This is a genomic window from Paenibacillus sp. GCM10023252, assembly GCF_042653305.1.
Lineage (GTDB): Bacteria > Bacillota > Bacilli > Paenibacillales > Paenibacillaceae > Pristimantibacillus.
The window spans coordinates 321,428-338,252 of the sequence record NZ_JBHSHW010000021.1; the positions used below are offsets into that span (position 1 = coordinate 321,428).

A 16,825-nucleotide genomic window follows, 5' to 3' on the forward strand; every position below is an offset into this window, starting at 1 on the left:
TGTGAGAGGGGTATTACCGATATGGAAGCATTCAGACAACTTACGGGCATCGTTGCCCCGGTAGACCGCGTCAATGTTGACACGGATGCCATTATTCCTAAGCAATTCCTGAAGCGCATCGAGCGCAGCGGCTTCGGCCAGTTCCTCTTCTTCGAATGGAGATTCGACGAGAGCGGCAACGTGAACCCGGAGTTCGAGCCGAACAAGCCGCGTTACGAAGGTGCCTCTGTGTTGATCTCACGCGCTAACTTCGGCTGCGGCTCCTCCCGTGAGCATGCGCCGTGGGCGATTCTGGATTACGGCTACAAGGTCATCATCGCTCCGTCTTATGCGGATATCTTCTACAACAACTGCTTCAAGAACGGCATTCTGCCTATCAAGCTAAGCGAAGAGCAAGTGGAAGAGCTGTTCCAGCGTACGGCTAAGCATGAAGGCTACAAGCTGAATGTTGATCTGGAGAACAATCGCCTTACCGATGAGTACGGTCTAGAGATCGTGTTCAGCATTGATGAGCATCGCCGTCAATTCCTGCTTCAAGGTCTGGACGATATCGGTCTGACGCTGCAGCACGAAGATAAGATTACGGCTTACGAACAGAATCGTCCGGCATACATGGGCTAGTTGAGCTAGCAATTACTAGAGTAGAGTTATCTATTGGTGAATCCGCCAATGAGGTAGCTCTACTTTTTTTGAAGCGTGGAAGTTTGTAAATAGACGTTGGCTTAATTGTTCATTCCTTTTTCCATCTTTACGCAACTTTTTGCGACAGATTGCGTCTATATTCTCGTCTAGTTAAGTCGAATGAGCTCTCATTCGGGTGACGGGCAATATCAGTCATCGAGGTGGAGAATGAAGAAGCTAGTAGCAATACTATTAATGATGTCGGTTTTATTTACTATCTGCACAACGGTTGGACAAGCTGCTGCCCCTAAGGCACCGGTCGTTCCGAAGCTGTACTTGAACGGCAAGCTGCTGCAAGGCAAGATTAACCCCCAGATTGTGAACAGCTACACACTGGTGCCAGCCCGAACGGTTACCGAGGGACTAGGCATGGATGTGAAGTGGCTGAATGACACGAGACAAGTGCGTATACATAACGAAGCTGACGAAGTGCTTCTTACCATTGACAATAAGTCAGCGCGGGTGAATGGCAAGACGATTGCCATGGATGCACCGGCTATTATTATGAAGGGCAATACGATGGTGCCGATCTCCTTCCTCGGCAAGCATCTAGGTATGGAGGTGTATTGGGACGGTCCTACGAAGTCCGTACACATCTACCAGAGCCATACAGGGGCATCCCCAACACCGAAGCCAAGCACATCACCAACACCGAAGCCGTCGGGGACACCTATCCCTACAGCAACTCCTAAGCCAACGTCAACACCAGCGTCAACTCCTCCGTCAGCTACGCCGACGCCTGTAGGTACACCGAAGCCAGCTACACCGACGCCTTCACCGACTGTCAGTCCGACGAGCACTCCGGCCGAGCAGCCGACTGGAACGATTAACTCGATCTACTATGATGGCACAGCAGAGGTAACGTTGACCTATGATGGACAAGTTACGGTAGGGAAGCCTGTTGAACTCGATAATCCGAAGCGGATTGTATTCGATCTGACCGGGGCTGCATTCAGCTCCAACTTCACGCCAGGCTTCACGAGCTTGAACGCTCAGGTGGGCGAGATAGCCGTCAGCAACCATCCGGCGTTAAGCAAGATCAGATTCTCGTATTATAGCAAGTCTCCGTCTGTCGTAAGACTCGTTCTGGATCTGTCTACAACGACTGATTACGTAGTTACGCAGCGTGATGGTGAGTTGTCCATAGGCGTTGATTATCCTTCGGAAGGTGAAGTGACGCCAAGCCCGGCGCCTACAGCAACGCCGACGGCATCACCAACCCCTACACCGATTCCATCTGTCCCGCCAGGCGTATACAAGGTTGTCATTGACGCCGGGCATGGCGGAACTGACCCTGGTGCGAAGTCTGTCAATGGCCGATGGGAGAAGGAATTCAATCTCGCTGTGACCCTTAAGGTTAAGGCGTTATTGGACAAGGAGACGAAGATCAAGCCGCTCCTGACCCGTTCTAATGACACGTTCATTGAACTAGCTAATCGTGTCAAGTTCGCAGAGACGAACAAGGCGAACTTGTTCATCTCTATTCATGCGAACAGCTATAATCCGGACATCAATGGAACCGAGACTTACTATAACCGGGCGAACAGCAAGGCCTTCGCTACAGTCATGCATAAGCATCTGCTGAAGGGGACAGGGCTACGCGACCGTTCCGTGAGGCAAGCAGCCTTCAAGGTCATCAAGGAGACGACGATGCCTGCCATCCTGCTGGAAGCGGGTTATCTATCGAACAAGACAGATGCAGCTGCACTGTTCAATCCTGCAACCCAGGATCGCATAGCTTCAGAGATTGTGGCAGGCATTAAGGAATATTTGAAATTATCCTAGAGGGCGGGGTACTCATTCATGAAGATGGCCAGACTCGGGGCGCTGCTCATTCTTACCGTTATGCTCGTATGGACAGCTGGCTGCAGCCGTTCAGGCGACGAAGATAACCCTGCAGGGCAGGCATCATCCTCACCTTCACCACAGCCTGCAACCGTGACACAGGAGATTAGTATCTACTATCCCGATGCTGAAGGAATGGGAGTGGTAGAGCAGAAGAGATCGATTACCTACTCTGCCGAACAAGATAAGTTGGAGAAGGTACTGGCAGCCCTGCAGGAGGACGGGGAAGACAATCTCGTCTCACTGTGGAAGCAGATTGAGTTCAAGCAGATTACTTGGTCAGGAGGAGACGGTAAGCTCACTGTCGATCTTCATATTCCTGACGAAGCGAGGCTAGGAGGTCCAGGCGAAGATCTAGCCCTGCAGACCATTCAGAGGACGGTATTCCAGCTTCAAGAGGTGAAGGCTTTGGACTTATTGGTTGATGGTCAAGCCGTAGACAGCTTAATGGGCCATATGGAGCTTCAGCATCCCATTCACAAATCCTAATAGGGGGAAGTACAGGAATGAACTTATACACATCGAAGTCGAAGTGGGCAGCATCTGCCCTTGCCTTATCCTTACTAACAGCAGGTATTGCTCCAAGTGCGACGCTGGCTGCAGCTCTGCAGCCTGCTACATCCTTCACGGATGTTAAGGCAGGGTTCTGGGCGGAGAAGCATATTGCTAAGCTTGCCTATCAAGGGATACTTACCGGCTATGATAATGGACAATTCCTGCCGCAGCGGAGCGTCTCTCAGCAGGAAGCCGTTCTAATTGCTCTCCGATTCGCGGGACTGGATGATGAGGTGAAGCAGAGCGAAGCGATTGTTTTCCCGAAGGACTTCGTCGTTGGCACCTTCTACAAGTCGTACATAATGCTTGCATTCGACAAGGGCCTGCTGGATCGATCGGAAGAGTTCGCACTGGCTCAGAAGGACAAGGGCAACGAGTGGGGCTCGAAGCCCGCTTCCCGAGAGTGGGTGACGAAGCTGATGGTGAAGGCGATTGGGGAAGAGGATCTCGCGCTGGATCTGCAGAATGAAGCGTCTGCCTTCACGGACAGAGACAAGATTGACAAGGAATACTTGGGTTATATTAATGCTGCGTCGCAGCTTGGCTTAATTAAGGGCGTCACGGTCGACCAATTCGATCCGAAGGCGAATGTGAATCGAGCCAGTCTAGCCACACTATTCAGCCGCTCGCAGGCGCTGTATCCGGTGCAGTATGAAGGTGAGATTGACGGTGTCCTGACGGCAGTAGGTGAAGATGGCATTATCGTATATGCAGGCGGGGAAGAGCGCTCATATGAGCTGACGGATCGTACAGCAGTCTATAGATATAACTCGGAGCAACCCGTGCAGCTGGAAGATCTTGAGCTGTATCACGATGTGACGGTCATCGGCCAGGCCGGGCAAGCCTTGTATATTGAATTAATGGGCGACGAGCCCCATGTGAAGAAGATTACGGGCACGATCGACCGTATCATTCCTAGCAGCAAGATCATTAAGCTGTGGAATGAAGAAGAGAACAATACTGTGGATATTGCCTACGATGACCAACTGATTGTGAAGGATAGTGCGGGCAAGGAGCTTGAATTCAGTGATCTAACTAGAGACAGCGAAGTCGTAGTGACGCAGGATACGTTCCGCAAGTCGCCGCTTGCTCTATCTATTACCGTACAATCTTCCCCGATTAACAAGAGTGATGAAGGCACGATAGAGTCAATCAATGTACTTGCAGGCACAATTAAGGTGAAGGACAGCTCTGACGGTACGTCTTCGGAGCTGACTGTACCAACTGGTGTCATCGTTACTTGGCAAGGAGAGGTGCTCTCGGGACTTGCTGATCTGCGCGTTGGAGATCGAATCTCATATGAGGTGAAGAACAACTCCGTCACTCGCATTAACGTACTCCAGACAAGCGAGAAGACCGTTCAAGGCCAGTTCTATTCGACCGATGGCAAGATCATCTCTTATCAGAATGGCACGAAGCTGGAGACGAAGTTCCTCGCCTTCTCGGTTGACGTGAAGATCGACGGGTTCAGCGGGGCCACTATTAATGACCTGATTAGGGAGACTGATCAGATTCAGCTGACGCTTGATGCGAATGATAAGGTGACGAAGATTGAGGTGCTTAATCGCAAGGTTGAGACGCTTGTTGGGGCGCAGGTACAGAATTTTGACCCTGTGACTAATCTGCTAACAGTTGTTGATTCTACTGGCACTAGTCCTGAATCCTTCTATCTCGATGCTAAAACTAAAGTAGATTACAACGGAACTTCTATGACATTGGAAGCGGTCAAAGGGTTATTGGTAAAAAACGGGAAAATTACAGTTGGATTCACAGGAAAAAAAGTCGTCCTGCTGCAATTCGTATTCAAGTACTCCGGATCGCTGCTGTCGCTCAATACAACGAACAATATTATTACGCTACAGCTTGATGGAAGCTCTGTGATATCCTTGCCTTATAACTCACCGCTTGGCGTGGAGGCAGCAGGACAAGCCTCGTCAACACTGAATGATCTGCGGGCAGGGGATAAGCTAACGGTGCTGCTGAACAGTACGCAGGACAAGGTTGCAGCTATTCAAGTCCACCGTACGCTGCAGTATCAAGTAGCTTCGATTGATCTCGTTGCCAAGAAGCTGAAGCTCACTGGAAGTGATGGCTCAGTCGTCGAAGCAGCAGCATCTTCACTGGACATCCTAGATGAGAATGGCGTTAAGCTGCCTTACACCGAGCTTGCTCCTGGCACAACAGTCAATGTGGGCTTCATCGGCAAGTTGCCTGTCTCCTTGCGCAGCGTGGCCGTATCCTATGGCATTGTACAGTCGGTCAGCAGCAACTCAGTCGCCATTACAGACTATTCGGGAACAACGACAACCGTTGCTCTCGGTGCAGGATTCCAGATCATTAAGAATGGGACGACTAGTTCATCGTCAGCTGCGCTGAAGGCGGGTGACAGGGTGGAGCTTCGTCGCAATGAGAAGGATGCGGTTGTCATCGCAGTTAACTCAGGGCTTACGAAGAAGTTCTGGAAGTATGATGCCGCTGCCGGTCAAGTGCTGGTGAGACGATTGCTGACAGAGACGGACTATAAGTACAATGTAGATGCTAGCACACAGATAACGCTTGAGGGCGGTACTACGGGATCGCTTAGTGATCTGAAGGACGGCGATGCCATCATCCTCTACGTGTACAAGAATAAGGTTACAGAGATCAGAAAACAGTAAATTGTTAGACTTATGTGTCCAAACTGCCCTTTTGGGCAGTTTTTTTATAGGAAAGCGTTTAGATTAGTTGCGAAGTGTGTCAAATTTCGCTACACTTTGAACGATAGTGTTCAAGGGAGAGAGGACGATGACCGGTAAGCAGAAGATGCGTTATATTCTGGACGTGATGGCTGAGATGTTCCCAGATGCGCATTGCGAGCTGCACCACAGCAATCCGTTCGAATTGACGATTGCCGTGCTGCTGTCAGCGCAGTGCACGGATGAGACCGTGAATAAGGTAACACAGACTCTGTTCCAGAAGTATAAGCGGCCGGAAGATTATCTTGCGGTTCCTGTGGAGGAGCTGGAGCAGGATATTCGCCGAATCGGACTGTTCCGCAGCAAGGCGTCCAACATCCAGAAGCTCTGCCGAATTCTGATTGATAAGTATGACGGAGAAGTGCCTGAAGAGCACGCTCAACTAACTGAGCTGCCTGGAGTGGGCCGTAAGACAGCGAATGTGGTTGTATCGAATGCATTCGGAGTGCCGGCAATAGCCGTTGATACTCATGTGGACCGCGTATCCAAGCGATTAGGAGCGGCTAAGGCGGATGATTCCGTGCTGGAAGTGGAGAAGAAGCTGATGAAGCTAGTGCCCCGAGAGGAATGGACGCTAACTCATCACCGACTTATTTTTTTCGGACGGTATCATTGCAAGGCTCAGAACCCGCAATGCCCGGTATGTCCGCTGCTTGAGCATTGCAAGGAAGGCAAGCGGAGAATGAAGCCGGCTTCGACTGTGGCAGCTAAGGCTAAGAAGGTTAAGCAACCAAATATAGCGAGTAAAGGATGATTACTGTGAAATGTATTTCCGTGTATACGAATAACTTTGAGGTGTTCTCTGACATTTATGAGCAAGTACTGAGCTCTCCGCCAGAGGAGAACGAAGAAGTTGTCATCGAAGGCATGACAGTCAGCGGGTCAGGGGACGTGCCTGATCAATATATTGAACGTATGAGACAGAAGCTTGAAGTGGTTGTCATGAAGGATAAGGAGCGCAACATTACGATTCTTCAGCACGGCAACGTATTCGAGATCTGTCTGCCTGAAGAAGAAGACGCTGCGCTGTAACAAGCAAGGCTGGGATGTGGGGATGGAGAGAATGGACATACAAGCAGGTGTTCTAGACCAGGCTGCTGAAGAGCTTACTGAAGCTCTTCGTACAGCTGGCGATAGCAAGGCAGCATCACAACTCATAGACTTACGCAATAAGCTGACCGATGGTCGGCTTATTGCTGCATTCTGCGGACATTTCTCCGCTGGCAAGTCGACGCTGATCAACCGGCTGTGCGGCGCGAAGCTGCTGCCCTCATCGCCGATTCCAACGAGTGCGAATGTTGTATCGATTCGCGGAGGAAGTCCGCCTCACGCTAGCATTATGACGGTCCGGGACGGGGAGCAGGTGACGATAGAGGCTCCGATTGACAAGCTGGATGATTATTGCGTAGACGGGGAGCAGTTCCAATCTGTCTCGATTATCTATCCGTCTGAGCTGCTGGGCGACCATACGGTGCTGCTCGATACTCCGGGAATTGATTCCACTGACGATGCTCACCGAATGGCAACCGAGTCGGCCCTTCACCTTGCCGATGTCGTGTTCTATGTGATGGATTATAACCATGTTCAATCCGAGATTAACTTCACCTTCGCCAAGCAGCTGAAGGACTGGGGCAAGCCATTATACTTCATCGTGAATCAGATTGATAAGCATCGGGAGCAGGAGCTTAGCTTCGCTGCATACCGGCGCAGCGTGGAGGAGGCATTCGCAGCCTGGCATCTGGAGCCGGCTGGAATCCTCTATCTGTCCATGCGGGAGCCTGCACATCCTCATCAAGAGCTCGACAAGCTGCAGTCGGTGATGAAGGAGCTGGCCGCCATTCGAGGGGGGCTGTCGGCATATAGTGTTGACGCGTCACTACGGCATGTCGTTCAATTGCATATTCGGCTTCAAGAGGAGATAAGTGAGCCTGAGCGGGCAAGGCTGCTGAATGAAGCGGGAGGAGAGGAGCGGGCAGCCGAGGTTCAGTCGGAGATCGATCGTTATGATGCTGAGCTGGCGGTGCTCGCTGACGCGCCGCATCTCCTTCGCAAGGAGCTTCGCGAAGAGATTGAATCGCTGCTTGCTAACGCGAATATTACTCCAGCACCGATGCGAGACCTCGCCCAGTCGTTCCTGGAGAGCCGCAAGCCGGGATTCAAGACCGGCCTCTTCTTCGCGGGAGCGAAGACGGCTGCTGAGCAGGAACGCCGATTAGAGGCGTTCCGCTCCGAGTTCGAGAGCCGAGTGACTGCGGCGATCGACTGGCATGTGAAGGATGTGCTGCGGCTGGCTGCACATCGTCTGGGATTCGCGAGCGAGGAGCTGGAGCGACGCTTCGCGGAGGAGCTGTCGTGGAAGCCGGAGCCGTCATGGCTCGTGGAACGGGTGAAGGCAGGAGCCGTCATCGGCAATGAATATACAATGACGTACAGCCGCGATCTCGCCGCGGATGTGAAGGGGATCTACCGGAAGCGAGCGCTCGAGCTGATCGACGCGCTTAGCGGGCACTTGGCGGCGGCAAGCACGGCAGCCGCTGATGGGGTGCGTGCGCAGCTCGCCGCGCTAGGCGCGCAAGCGGGGGCGCTGGCGGAGCTGGCTGCGCAGCGCCAGCGGGCCGAGGCGCATGCCGCGGAGCTGACCGCGGCATTGCCGCCGCGCACCGCGCGGCCGGCGCTGCCTGCACCGGCAGCACACTCTGCTGGTAACAGCACTGATACAATCGAAGCAGCTGTAGCTGGTCAACCAGCAGCTTCGCAGCCAACCGGCGTCGCCAGCTCAAGCGGGGAACGCCGCGGGGCTTCGCTTACCGCGGCAGCGCGCACAGCGCCCGCAGGCGGAGCCGCGCGTGCGCTGCAGCAAGGCGCCGCAGAGCGCCTGCTGCGCGCGGCGGAGCTGCTCGCGCCGCATGCGCCGCTTGGCGCCGCAGTGCGCGCGATGCGCGAGAAGGCCGGCCGGCTGCAGCACAGCCGGTTCACCATCGCGCTGTTCGGCGCGTTCAGCGCGGGCAAGAGCTCGCTCGCCAATGCGCTTATCGGCGAGCCGGTCCTGCCGGTATCGCCGAATCCGACGACGGCGGCGATCAACCGATTGATGCCGCCTTCGGCTGACCGGCCCCATGGCACGGCCCGTATTGCGATGAAGACGCGGGCAGCGATGCTTAGCGATCTTCGGTACTCCTTGGCGCTGCTAGGGGAAGAGCTTCCCGGAGACGCTGAGGATATAAGTGCAGCGGCTGAAGCCTCCATCCTGCAAGCGATCGACCGGCTGTCGCCGAGCGCGATCCATGCAGGCGGACGGCCGCATTACAGCTTCCTGCGCGCAGCCCGAACCGGCTGGGCAGCCCACGCCGCCCAGCTGGGGCAAGAGCTCCAAGTAGGTCAGGATGACTATGAACGCTTCGTAGCTGAAGAGGCGAGATCCTGCTTCGTCAGCGAGATCGAGCTCTATTATGATTGTCCGCTCACGGCACAAGGAATTGTGCTTGTTGATACACCAGGTGCAGATTCCGTCAACGCCCGTCATACCGGGGTGGCCTTCAATTACATTAAGAATGCCGACGCTGTGCTGTTCGTTACGTATTACAATCACGCCTTCTCCCAAGCGGATCGCCAGTTCCTGATGCAGCTTGGGCGCGTCAAGGATCAATTCGAGCTCGACAAGATGTTCTTCCTCGTCAATGCGGCGGATCTCGCAGCGGATCAGGAGGAGTTGGCAGGCGTATTGAAGCACGTGGAGACGAATCTGCTGCAGCATGGTATCCGCAAGCCGCGATTGTTCCCAGTCTCGAGCTTGCAGGGGCTTGACGCGAAGCTGGCCAACGATAGCAACAGTCTCCGGCTCTCTGGAATTGACGTCTTCGAGCAATCCTTCCTGTCCTTCATACAGAGCGATCTGGGCAAGCTGGCTATCGATGCAGCTGAGCAAGACTTGGAGCGTGCGAGAGCGGTCGTCGCGCAGTGGATTGCCTCTGCAGCAGGAGACGCCGAGACGAGGATGGATCAGCGTGACCAATTAACGAAGGCAGCTGCCTCCATTCAGCACAAGATTGATCAGCTCGCACAGGAGCCTCCTCCTGAACAGCTTCATCAGGAGCTGCAGGAGCTGCTCTTCTATGTCATTCAGCGGCTGCAGCTGCGATTCGGTGAGTTCTACAATCTCGCCTTCAATCCTTCCGTGCTGCAGGATGACGGGCGCGATCTTCGCCGGATGCTCTGGACGGCATGGCTGGAGCTTCAGCGCATCGTGCAGACGGAGCTGTCTCAGGAGCTGCTGGCAACCTCCCTGCGAATGGAGAAGAATCTAATCGCGTTAGCTCGTCAGACCACTCAGACTACGGCTCAGTACATGGAGCAGGAGCTGGAAGGGTATCAGGCAGCGCCGATCCCAATGAATTCGCTGCCCACACCGGACGAAGCGGAGCAGTGGCAATCGGCTCAAGTGGAGCCCAAGTGGCTGTGGAGCCGGTTCCGTTCTCCACGCCAATTTTTCGAAGGGGATGGCAAGGCGCAGCTAAGGCAGGATCTGGAAGCGCTGCTGGCTCCGTCCTTCCAGGCTTGGATGGCGGAGAGAACGGCTGAGTGGCAGAGGCTGTATGATTCCCATTGGGAATCGGTTATGGAAGCATGTGCTCTTGCTCTTCGGCAGGATGCAGAGGCCTACAAGCAAGGCAAGCTCGCTTCACTTGCCGACGGTGCGGATCTTCAATCGCTGCGTGAGCTGCAGGAGCGGTTGACCCATCTCACAGCGGTAACAGTTTCGTAGAATCTATATTATTTATCGCTGATTGCTTGGCGCGGAATTCAACTTCCGCGCCAAGCTTTTTTTATTTTTTGTGTGCATGGATGCAAAAATGGCGTAATACACTCATTTTGATGATGATTTGGCATTATTCGGGAGCATACCCCCCAATCTTTTTTTCAGGGGATGGAACAGGCGCACTCAGTCTGAAATACGGAAATTTCCAGTGTTTGCAGGGATGAATCGATGCTGATAATATGCACTCATGCTTACAAAATAGTAACGGGGAGATGGATGTACTTGGACGTTTTTAGGCAATTAAAAAGATTCTATTGGGGCGAGCGAAAGCTGCTATTCGCTTCGATAGTCTGCCTGATGTTCGCTACGGCGCTCGGACTCGTATATCCGAACATGCTGAGAATTCTAATTGATGATGTCATTAAGCTGAAGAAGTTCGAGGAGGTGCCAGCGCTGGCACTGACAGTAGTCAGCGTCATCATCCTGAAGGCTGGCATGCAGTTCCTGCATGGATTCTTCGGGGGAAGGCTGGGTAACCGAGTCGCTTACGGGATGCGCAATGCCATGTATGATAAGCTGCAATCCTTGTCCTTCCAGTATTATGACAAGGCGAAGACCGGCGATCTCATGTCCCGCTTGACAGCGGACCTGGAGGCAATCCGCCAATTCATCGGCTTCGGCTTCGCGCAATTGCTGAATGTTGTGATGATGATCGGCTTCGGGGGAGCGATGATGCTGTCCATCCATTGGCAGCTGACGCTCATAACAATGATTACCATTCCATTCCTTGGGTACACAGCGATTAAGTTCGAGCGCAATATTCATCCGGCCTTCCGCGAGATGAGGCAGGCGATGAGCAATCTGACAACGGCTGTCCAGGAGAATATTACAGGTGTCCGTACCGTCAAGTCATTTGCCCGAGAGCCGCATGAGGTAACGAAGTTCTCGGTCCGCAGCGAAGCGTATCAAGCGAATCAGATTAATGCGGCATCGATATGGGCAAGATTTTTTCCCATCATGGAATTGCTCGCCAACCTTAGTGCCGTTATCCTGCTCGTAGCAGGAGGGGTGCTCGTCATTAATGGTTCACTCAGCCTTGGCCAATTGGTTGCCTTCTTCTCCTTAACTTGGTATATTATCGGACCGATGTGGGGCATTGGCTTCCATATTAACAACTATACGCAATCGAAGGCATCCGGCGAGCGGGTGTTAGGCCTCTTGAACGAATACGTCCATGTGCGGAATACGGAGCATGCCATTGAGCTTCAAGCAGATGGAGTGAAGGGGCATGTCCGATTCGAGGGAGTAACCTTCCATTACCCGGACCAAGCGCCTGCTCTTACTGACATTACACTGGACGCACCTGCAGGATCGGTCATTGGCCTGCTTGGTGCGACGGGATCCGGGAAGTCGACGATGATCCAACTGTTGATGCGTGCCTACAATGTGAAGCACGGGACCATTACACTTGATGGAATCGATATTCAGAATATGGATGTAGGAAGTCTGAGGAGACAGATTGCGCCGGTGTTCCAGGAGACGTTCCTCTTCTCCGCTTCCATTCGCGACAATATTGCGTACGGAGTTCGGTCTGTCTCCCAGGATGCGATTGAACGGGCCGCGAAGCTGGCGAAGGCCCATGACTTCATCATGGAGCTGCCGCTTGGCTACGACACGATAGTCGGGGAGCGCGGGATGGGACTGTCCGGAGGGCAGAAGCAGCGTATAGCGATAGCAAGAGCGCTGATCAAGAATCCGCGAATTCTCATCCTTGATGATGCGACCAGCGCGGTCGATATGGAGACGGAGCATGAGATTCAAGCCGGCTTCAAGGAGCTGATGGCGGGCCGTACCACCTTCATTATTGCCCACCGCATCTCCTCCCTTCGCCACGCCGATGAGATTATCGTGCTAGACAAGGGGCATATCGTCCAGCGCGGTTCCCATGAACAGCTCGTTGCAAGGCCTGGCCCATACCGTGAGACGTACCTGATTCAGTATGCCGATGGGCCTCAGACGAATACGAATACGGATACGGATACAGCCGGTGCGGTGATGAAAAGGAGCACAGTCTAATGAGCAAGCACAATATGGCGGCAGAGAAGCCGAATACCAAGCGGGAGCGATTCGTCTATCAAGACGATGAGACGATTGAGAAGCCGTTCAACTGGGGACAGGTCAGAAGGCTGTTCACTTACATGAAGCCTTATTCGAAGCAGCTGTGGCCGGTCATCCTCATGATGGTGCTTGGAACTGTGACACGGCTTGCGATTCCTGCACTCATTATATTAGCAATTGATCAAGCAATTGAACCAGAGAGCGGTCCAGCCAGTCTGACGAAGCTGTATACGTATGCAGGTATTATGGTTGCCTTATATGTCATCCAATGGGCAGCGAACAACTATCGAATTCGCCATACGAATGTGATTGGCCAGAAGGTCATCTACGACCTTAGGCAGCATCTGTTCCAGCATATTCAGAAGCTGAGCTTCCGATTCTATGACAAGCGGCCGGCGGGCTCCGTATTAGTTAGAGTAACGAATGACGTGAATGCCCTGCAGGATCTGTTCACCAACGGGGTAGTCAATCTGCTCATGGATTGCATTCAGCTCGTCGGGATCGTCGTTATCTTGTTGGCATGGAACTTCAAGCTTGGTCTAGCGATTATGATTACCGTACCGCTCATGTTCCTCGTGTCGACGGCGCTGCGCAAGCGGATACGCTTCGCCTGGCAGGATGTGCGCATGAAGCAATCCCGAATTAACGCGCATCTGAATGAGAGTATTCAAGGGATGAAGGTGACGCAGTCATATGTGCAGGAGAAGGACAATATGGCCTTCTTCGACCATATGAACACCGTCAACATCAAGTCCTGGAATAAGGCATCCGCACTGAATCAACTGTTCGGACCGGTCATTGAAGTAACGGCGGCCATCGGCACGTTCATTCTGTTCTGGTACGGCGCGCATCTTATTCAAGCGAATGAGATTACGGTTGGTCTGCTAGTAGGATTCGCTAACTACATCGGCAACTTCTGGGACCCGATTAATCGGCTCGGCCAGATGTATTCCCAGCTGCTCATCGCCATGGCTTCCTCGGAGCGCATCTTCGAGTTCATCGATGAGGAGCCAACGGTCGGAGAGCTGCCTGGGGCGAAGAAGCTGGATGCGATACGAGGAGATGTGACCTTCGACAGCATCGTGTTCGAATACGAAGCTGGACGTCCCGCGCTGAAGGGAATCTCGCTAGACGTGAAGGCGGGTCAGTCGATAGCGCTAGTCGGTCATACCGGCTCTGGTAAGAGTACGATTATTAATCTGCTATGCCGCTTCTATGATCCTGTGCAGGGAAGAGTGCTCATTGATGGACAGGACATCCGCGAGGTATCCATTGACAGCCTGCGATCTCAAGTGGGCATCGTGCTGCAGGATACGTTCATCTTCTCCGGGTCAATCCGTGACAACATTCGTTACGGAAGGCTGGATGCATCGGATGCAGACATTGTAATGGCTGCGAAGGCGGTACATGCTCATGAATTCATCATGGATCTGCCGGACGGCTATGATACTCAGGTCGAGGAGCGGGGGAACGTCCTGTCTATGGGACAGCGTCAGCTGCTGTCCTTCGCAAGAGCGCTGCTTGCTGATCCGCAGATTCTCATACTTGATGAAGCGACGGCAAGTATCGATACGGAGACGGAGCTTAAGATTCAAGAAGCGCTCAAGATCTTGCTGGCCGGCCGGACTTCGTTCATGATCGCTCACCGGCTGTCTACCATTCGGCATGCCGATACGATCGTCGTGCTCGATCATGGCGTCATCGTTGAACAAGGCAATCATGAGCAATTGATTAAGCATGGCGGCGTATACAATGGACTTATTGAAGCGCAATATCGATATTTATCGGCTTAGTGCTCCTGGAAGTCGACAATAGTTCTTGATTTTTGACAATAGAACCTCCACAATGAAGGAAACTAACGTCATTGGAGGTTCTATTGCCGTGAAGAATGGTTCACCCTTATCCCCTTCGGCCCGTAGAATGCTGCTCCTAGGTTCAGGAGAGCTCGGGAAGGAAGTTGTACTTGAGGCACAGCGTCTTGGTGTGGAGACGATTGCCGTAGACCGTTATGCGAATGCTCCAGCCATGCATGTGGCTCATCGTTCTCATGTCATTGATATGCTGGATGGACAAGCTCTGCGAGCTATTATCGAGCAAGAGAAGCCGGACTACATCGTGCCCGAGATTGAAGCGATTGCTACGGATACGCTCATTGAGCTCGAGGAAGAGGGCTATCGCGTCGTTCCGACTGCTCGAGCAGCCAGGCTGACGATGGATCGGGAGGGCATTCGGCGGCTTGCTGCCGAGACGCTGGGTCTGCCGACTGCGCCTTATCGGTTCGCGGATACGCTGGAGGAGCTGAAGGCGGCTGTCGAGGAGCTCGGTACACCCTGTGTCATTAAGCCGATCATGAGCTCCTCCGGCAAGGGACAGAGTGTATGCCGCTCCGAAGCAGAGATTGAAGCTTGCTGGGAATACGCCATGGAAGGCGGCCGCGCGAAGAAGCAGCGCATCATTGTCGAAGGGTTCGTCACATTCGAATCCGAGATTACACTGCTTACGGTTCGCTCCGTATCCGGCACGTCGTATTGCGCCCCAATCGGCCATGTGCAGAAGGACGGGGACTACATCGAATCCTGGCAGCCTCACGGCCTCACAGATGCCGAGCGGGAGCAAGCTGAATCGATCGCTCATCTCATTACAGAATCGCTTGGCGGCTACGGCATCTATGGTGTCGAGCTGTTCCTGACGAAGGATGGGGTGCTGTTCAGTGAAGTATCGCCTCGTCCGCATGACACGGGCATGGTCACGATGGTGACGCAGGATCTATCTGAATTCGCGCTTCATGTGCGGGCCATTCTAGGCTATCCAATTCCGACGATTCGATTGCTGACCCCGGGTGCGTCCCATACACTGAAGGCTGACCGCGAGCATCACCACTATTCCATTAGCGGAGTGGAGCAGGCATTGTCCTATCCGAACACGCAGGTTAGGCTGTTCGGCAAGCCAGAGACGAAGCAGGGCCGCCGTATGGCCGTCGCGCTAAGCTCAGCTATTGATGTGGACACCGCACGTGATACGGCTAGACAAGCAGCAGAATCCCTTCGCATCGAGTATAACGATTAATTCCCGTTTCATTTATTTCTTATGCAAGAGCTGTCTCCCGGTCGTAGACCAAGTGAGACAGCTTTTTGTGTTGTGTTCTTTCTTGCATGCTGTGACAGCAATCGTCATGAATTTGCAATCTTTGGCTAGAAGCATTATTTTAAGAGAATAAAGCAACCGGCAATTCGTTAACACTGAGTTAACATAGCGTTGAGGATAGAAAGGATGACAACTATGATGAATCGCTCATGCCGCCAATGGCGTTCCATCTTCCTCGTATCATTAGCTGCAACTCTGCTGCTGCTGGTCGGATTCGGCTACGCCGTTCAAGATATTGTCAATCCGAAGCTGCCCCCAGCTGCGCCCGCCGGTCCTCAAGCCGCGATAGAGAGACAGCCGGGGCTGAAGGATGCGAATGAGATCCGAATCACTGCGCTGGGCGATTCCCTGACGAAGGGGACAGGCGACTCGACCGGAACGGGATATGTCAAGGCAGTAGTCAGCGGGTTGAAGGAAGGTCTGCCGCCTGGCAAGACCGTCTCCCTCATTAATAATCTGGCAATCAACGGACTTCGAGCCGATCAGCTGTCGAAGAGGCTGGCCTCCGACCGGGGCTTCCGCTATGCGCTGCAGCAATCCAATCTCATTCTGCTGACGATTGGCGGCAATGATCTGTTCCAATATGCCCAGGGGGCGAGGAGAACTCCTGTCCCGGGACAGCTGGATTCAGAGTCGCTGTCCAAGCAGCTTCCTGAAGGACTTGCGAGACTGAAGCTCGTATTCAAGGAACTGAATGCCATTAATCCGATGGCGAAGATCGTCTATGTCGGCCTGTACAATCCGTTCTATGATGTGCCCCAGCTCCGCTCCAGCAGCAAGCAGGTTCAAGCGTGGAATGAGGGGGCTTATGCGCTTATGGAACCCTATCCGAATATGATGATGGTGCCGACGTTCGACTTGTTTGAAGGACGAATTGCGGATTATTTGTCGTCGGACCATTTTCACCCGAATCATGAGGGGTACAAGCAGATTGCGAGCCGCATCGTGCAGTCGGTCAGATAAGCGCTGAGCAGAGAGAAGGAGGGTATTG

At 53.3% G+C, this 16,825-nt stretch carries 11 protein-coding genes; all 11 read left to right on the forward strand.

Translation table 11 applies throughout. The annotated features are described in order from the left end of the window. Window positions 1–21 precede the first annotated feature (21 nt). The 11 genes from leuD (at window position 22) to ACFO9Q_RS12605 (ending at window position 16,797) form a co-directional block, all read left to right on the forward strand. Window positions 22–621 (forward strand): 3-isopropylmalate dehydratase small subunit, encoded by a 600-nt coding sequence (gene leuD, locus ACFO9Q_RS12555; protein WP_379182408.1) that lies wholly within the window; start codon window positions 22–24, stop codon window positions 619–621. 228 nt (window positions 622–849) lie between these two features. Then, window positions 850–2,466 (forward strand): N-acetylmuramoyl-L-alanine amidase, encoded by a 1,617-nt coding sequence (locus ACFO9Q_RS12560; protein WP_379182410.1) that lies wholly within the window; start codon window positions 850–852, stop codon window positions 2,464–2,466. Window positions 2,467–2,484: 18 nt separating this feature from the next. Continuing rightward, window positions 2,485–3,015, forward strand: coding sequence for a GerMN domain-containing protein (locus tag ACFO9Q_RS12565; RefSeq protein WP_379182412.1), 531 nt, complete (start codon window positions 2,485–2,487; stop codon window positions 3,013–3,015). Between the two features lie 17 nt (window positions 3,016–3,032). Next, the gene (locus ACFO9Q_RS12570; protein ID WP_379182414.1) at window positions 3,033–5,738 is read left to right on the forward strand and encodes an S-layer homology domain-containing protein; all 2,706 of its coding nucleotides are present in this window, start codon (window positions 3,033–3,035) and stop codon (window positions 5,736–5,738) included. Window positions 5,739–5,865: 127 nt separating this feature from the next. Continuing rightward, the gene (nth, locus tag ACFO9Q_RS12575) at window positions 5,866–6,570 is read left to right on the forward strand and encodes an endonuclease III (RefSeq protein ID WP_379182416.1); all 705 of its coding nucleotides are present in this window, start codon (window positions 5,866–5,868) and stop codon (window positions 6,568–6,570) included. Between the two features lie 5 nt (window positions 6,571–6,575). Beyond that, a complete protein-coding gene (locus ACFO9Q_RS12580; protein ID WP_379182418.1) occupies window positions 6,576–6,848 on the forward strand; it encodes an NAD/NADP transhydrogenase alpha subunit in 273 nt (90 codons plus the stop codon). A gap of 31 nt (window positions 6,849–6,879) precedes the next feature. Beyond that, the gene (locus ACFO9Q_RS12585) at window positions 6,880–10,578 is read left to right on the forward strand and encodes a dynamin family protein (RefSeq protein WP_379182420.1); all 3,699 of its coding nucleotides are present in this window, start codon (window positions 6,880–6,882) and stop codon (window positions 10,576–10,578) included. Between the two features lie 276 nt (window positions 10,579–10,854). Then, a complete protein-coding gene (locus ACFO9Q_RS12590) occupies window positions 10,855–12,648 on the forward strand; it encodes an ABC transporter ATP-binding protein (protein WP_379182422.1) in 1,794 nt (597 codons plus the stop codon). After that, window positions 12,648–14,483: an ABC transporter ATP-binding protein gene (locus tag ACFO9Q_RS12595; protein WP_379182425.1), complete on the forward strand. Its 1,836-nt coding sequence runs from the start codon at window positions 12,648–12,650 to the stop codon at window positions 14,481–14,483. The genes ACFO9Q_RS12590 and ACFO9Q_RS12595 overlap by 1 nt, the downstream gene beginning before the upstream one ends. Before the next feature lie 52 nt (window positions 14,484–14,535). Continuing rightward, window positions 14,536–15,756: a formate-dependent phosphoribosylglycinamide formyltransferase gene (gene purT, locus ACFO9Q_RS12600; RefSeq protein ID WP_379182427.1), complete on the forward strand. Its 1,221-nt coding sequence runs from the start codon at window positions 14,536–14,538 to the stop codon at window positions 15,754–15,756. 213 nt (window positions 15,757–15,969) lie between these two features. Further along, complete coding sequence (locus ACFO9Q_RS12605) at window positions 15,970–16,797, forward strand: GDSL-type esterase/lipase family protein (RefSeq protein ID WP_379182429.1); 828 nt, start codon at window positions 15,970–15,972, stop codon at window positions 16,795–16,797. The last annotated feature ends 28 nt before the right edge of the window (window positions 16,798–16,825 follow it).

Bases quoted from the DNA above. Each gene is read 5' to 3' on its own strand.
- purT (WP_379182427.1), top strand. From the start codon at position 14,536: ATGAAGGAAACTAACGTCATTGGAGGTTCTATTGCCGTGAAGAATGGT.
- ACFO9Q_RS12560 (WP_379182410.1), top strand. From the start codon at position 850: ATGAAGAAGCTAGTAGCAATACTATTAATGATGTCGGTTTTATTTACT.
- ACFO9Q_RS12605 (WP_379182429.1), top strand. From the start codon at position 15,970: ATGATGAATCGCTCATGCCGCCAATGGCGTTCCATCTTCCTCGTATCA.
- ACFO9Q_RS12565 (WP_379182412.1), top strand. From the start codon at position 2,485: ATGAAGATGGCCAGACTCGGGGCGCTGCTCATTCTTACCGTTATGCTC.
- leuD (WP_379182408.1), top strand. From the start codon at position 22: ATGGAAGCATTCAGACAACTTACGGGCATCGTTGCCCCGGTAGACCGC.
- ACFO9Q_RS12570 (WP_379182414.1), top strand. From the start codon at position 3,033: ATGAACTTATACACATCGAAGTCGAAGTGGGCAGCATCTGCCCTTGCC.
- nth (WP_379182416.1), top strand. From the start codon at position 5,866: ATGACCGGTAAGCAGAAGATGCGTTATATTCTGGACGTGATGGCTGAG.
- ACFO9Q_RS12595 (WP_379182425.1), top strand. From the start codon at position 12,648: ATGAGCAAGCACAATATGGCGGCAGAGAAGCCGAATACCAAGCGGGAG.
- ACFO9Q_RS12585 (WP_379182420.1), top strand. From the start codon at position 6,880: ATGGACATACAAGCAGGTGTTCTAGACCAGGCTGCTGAAGAGCTTACT.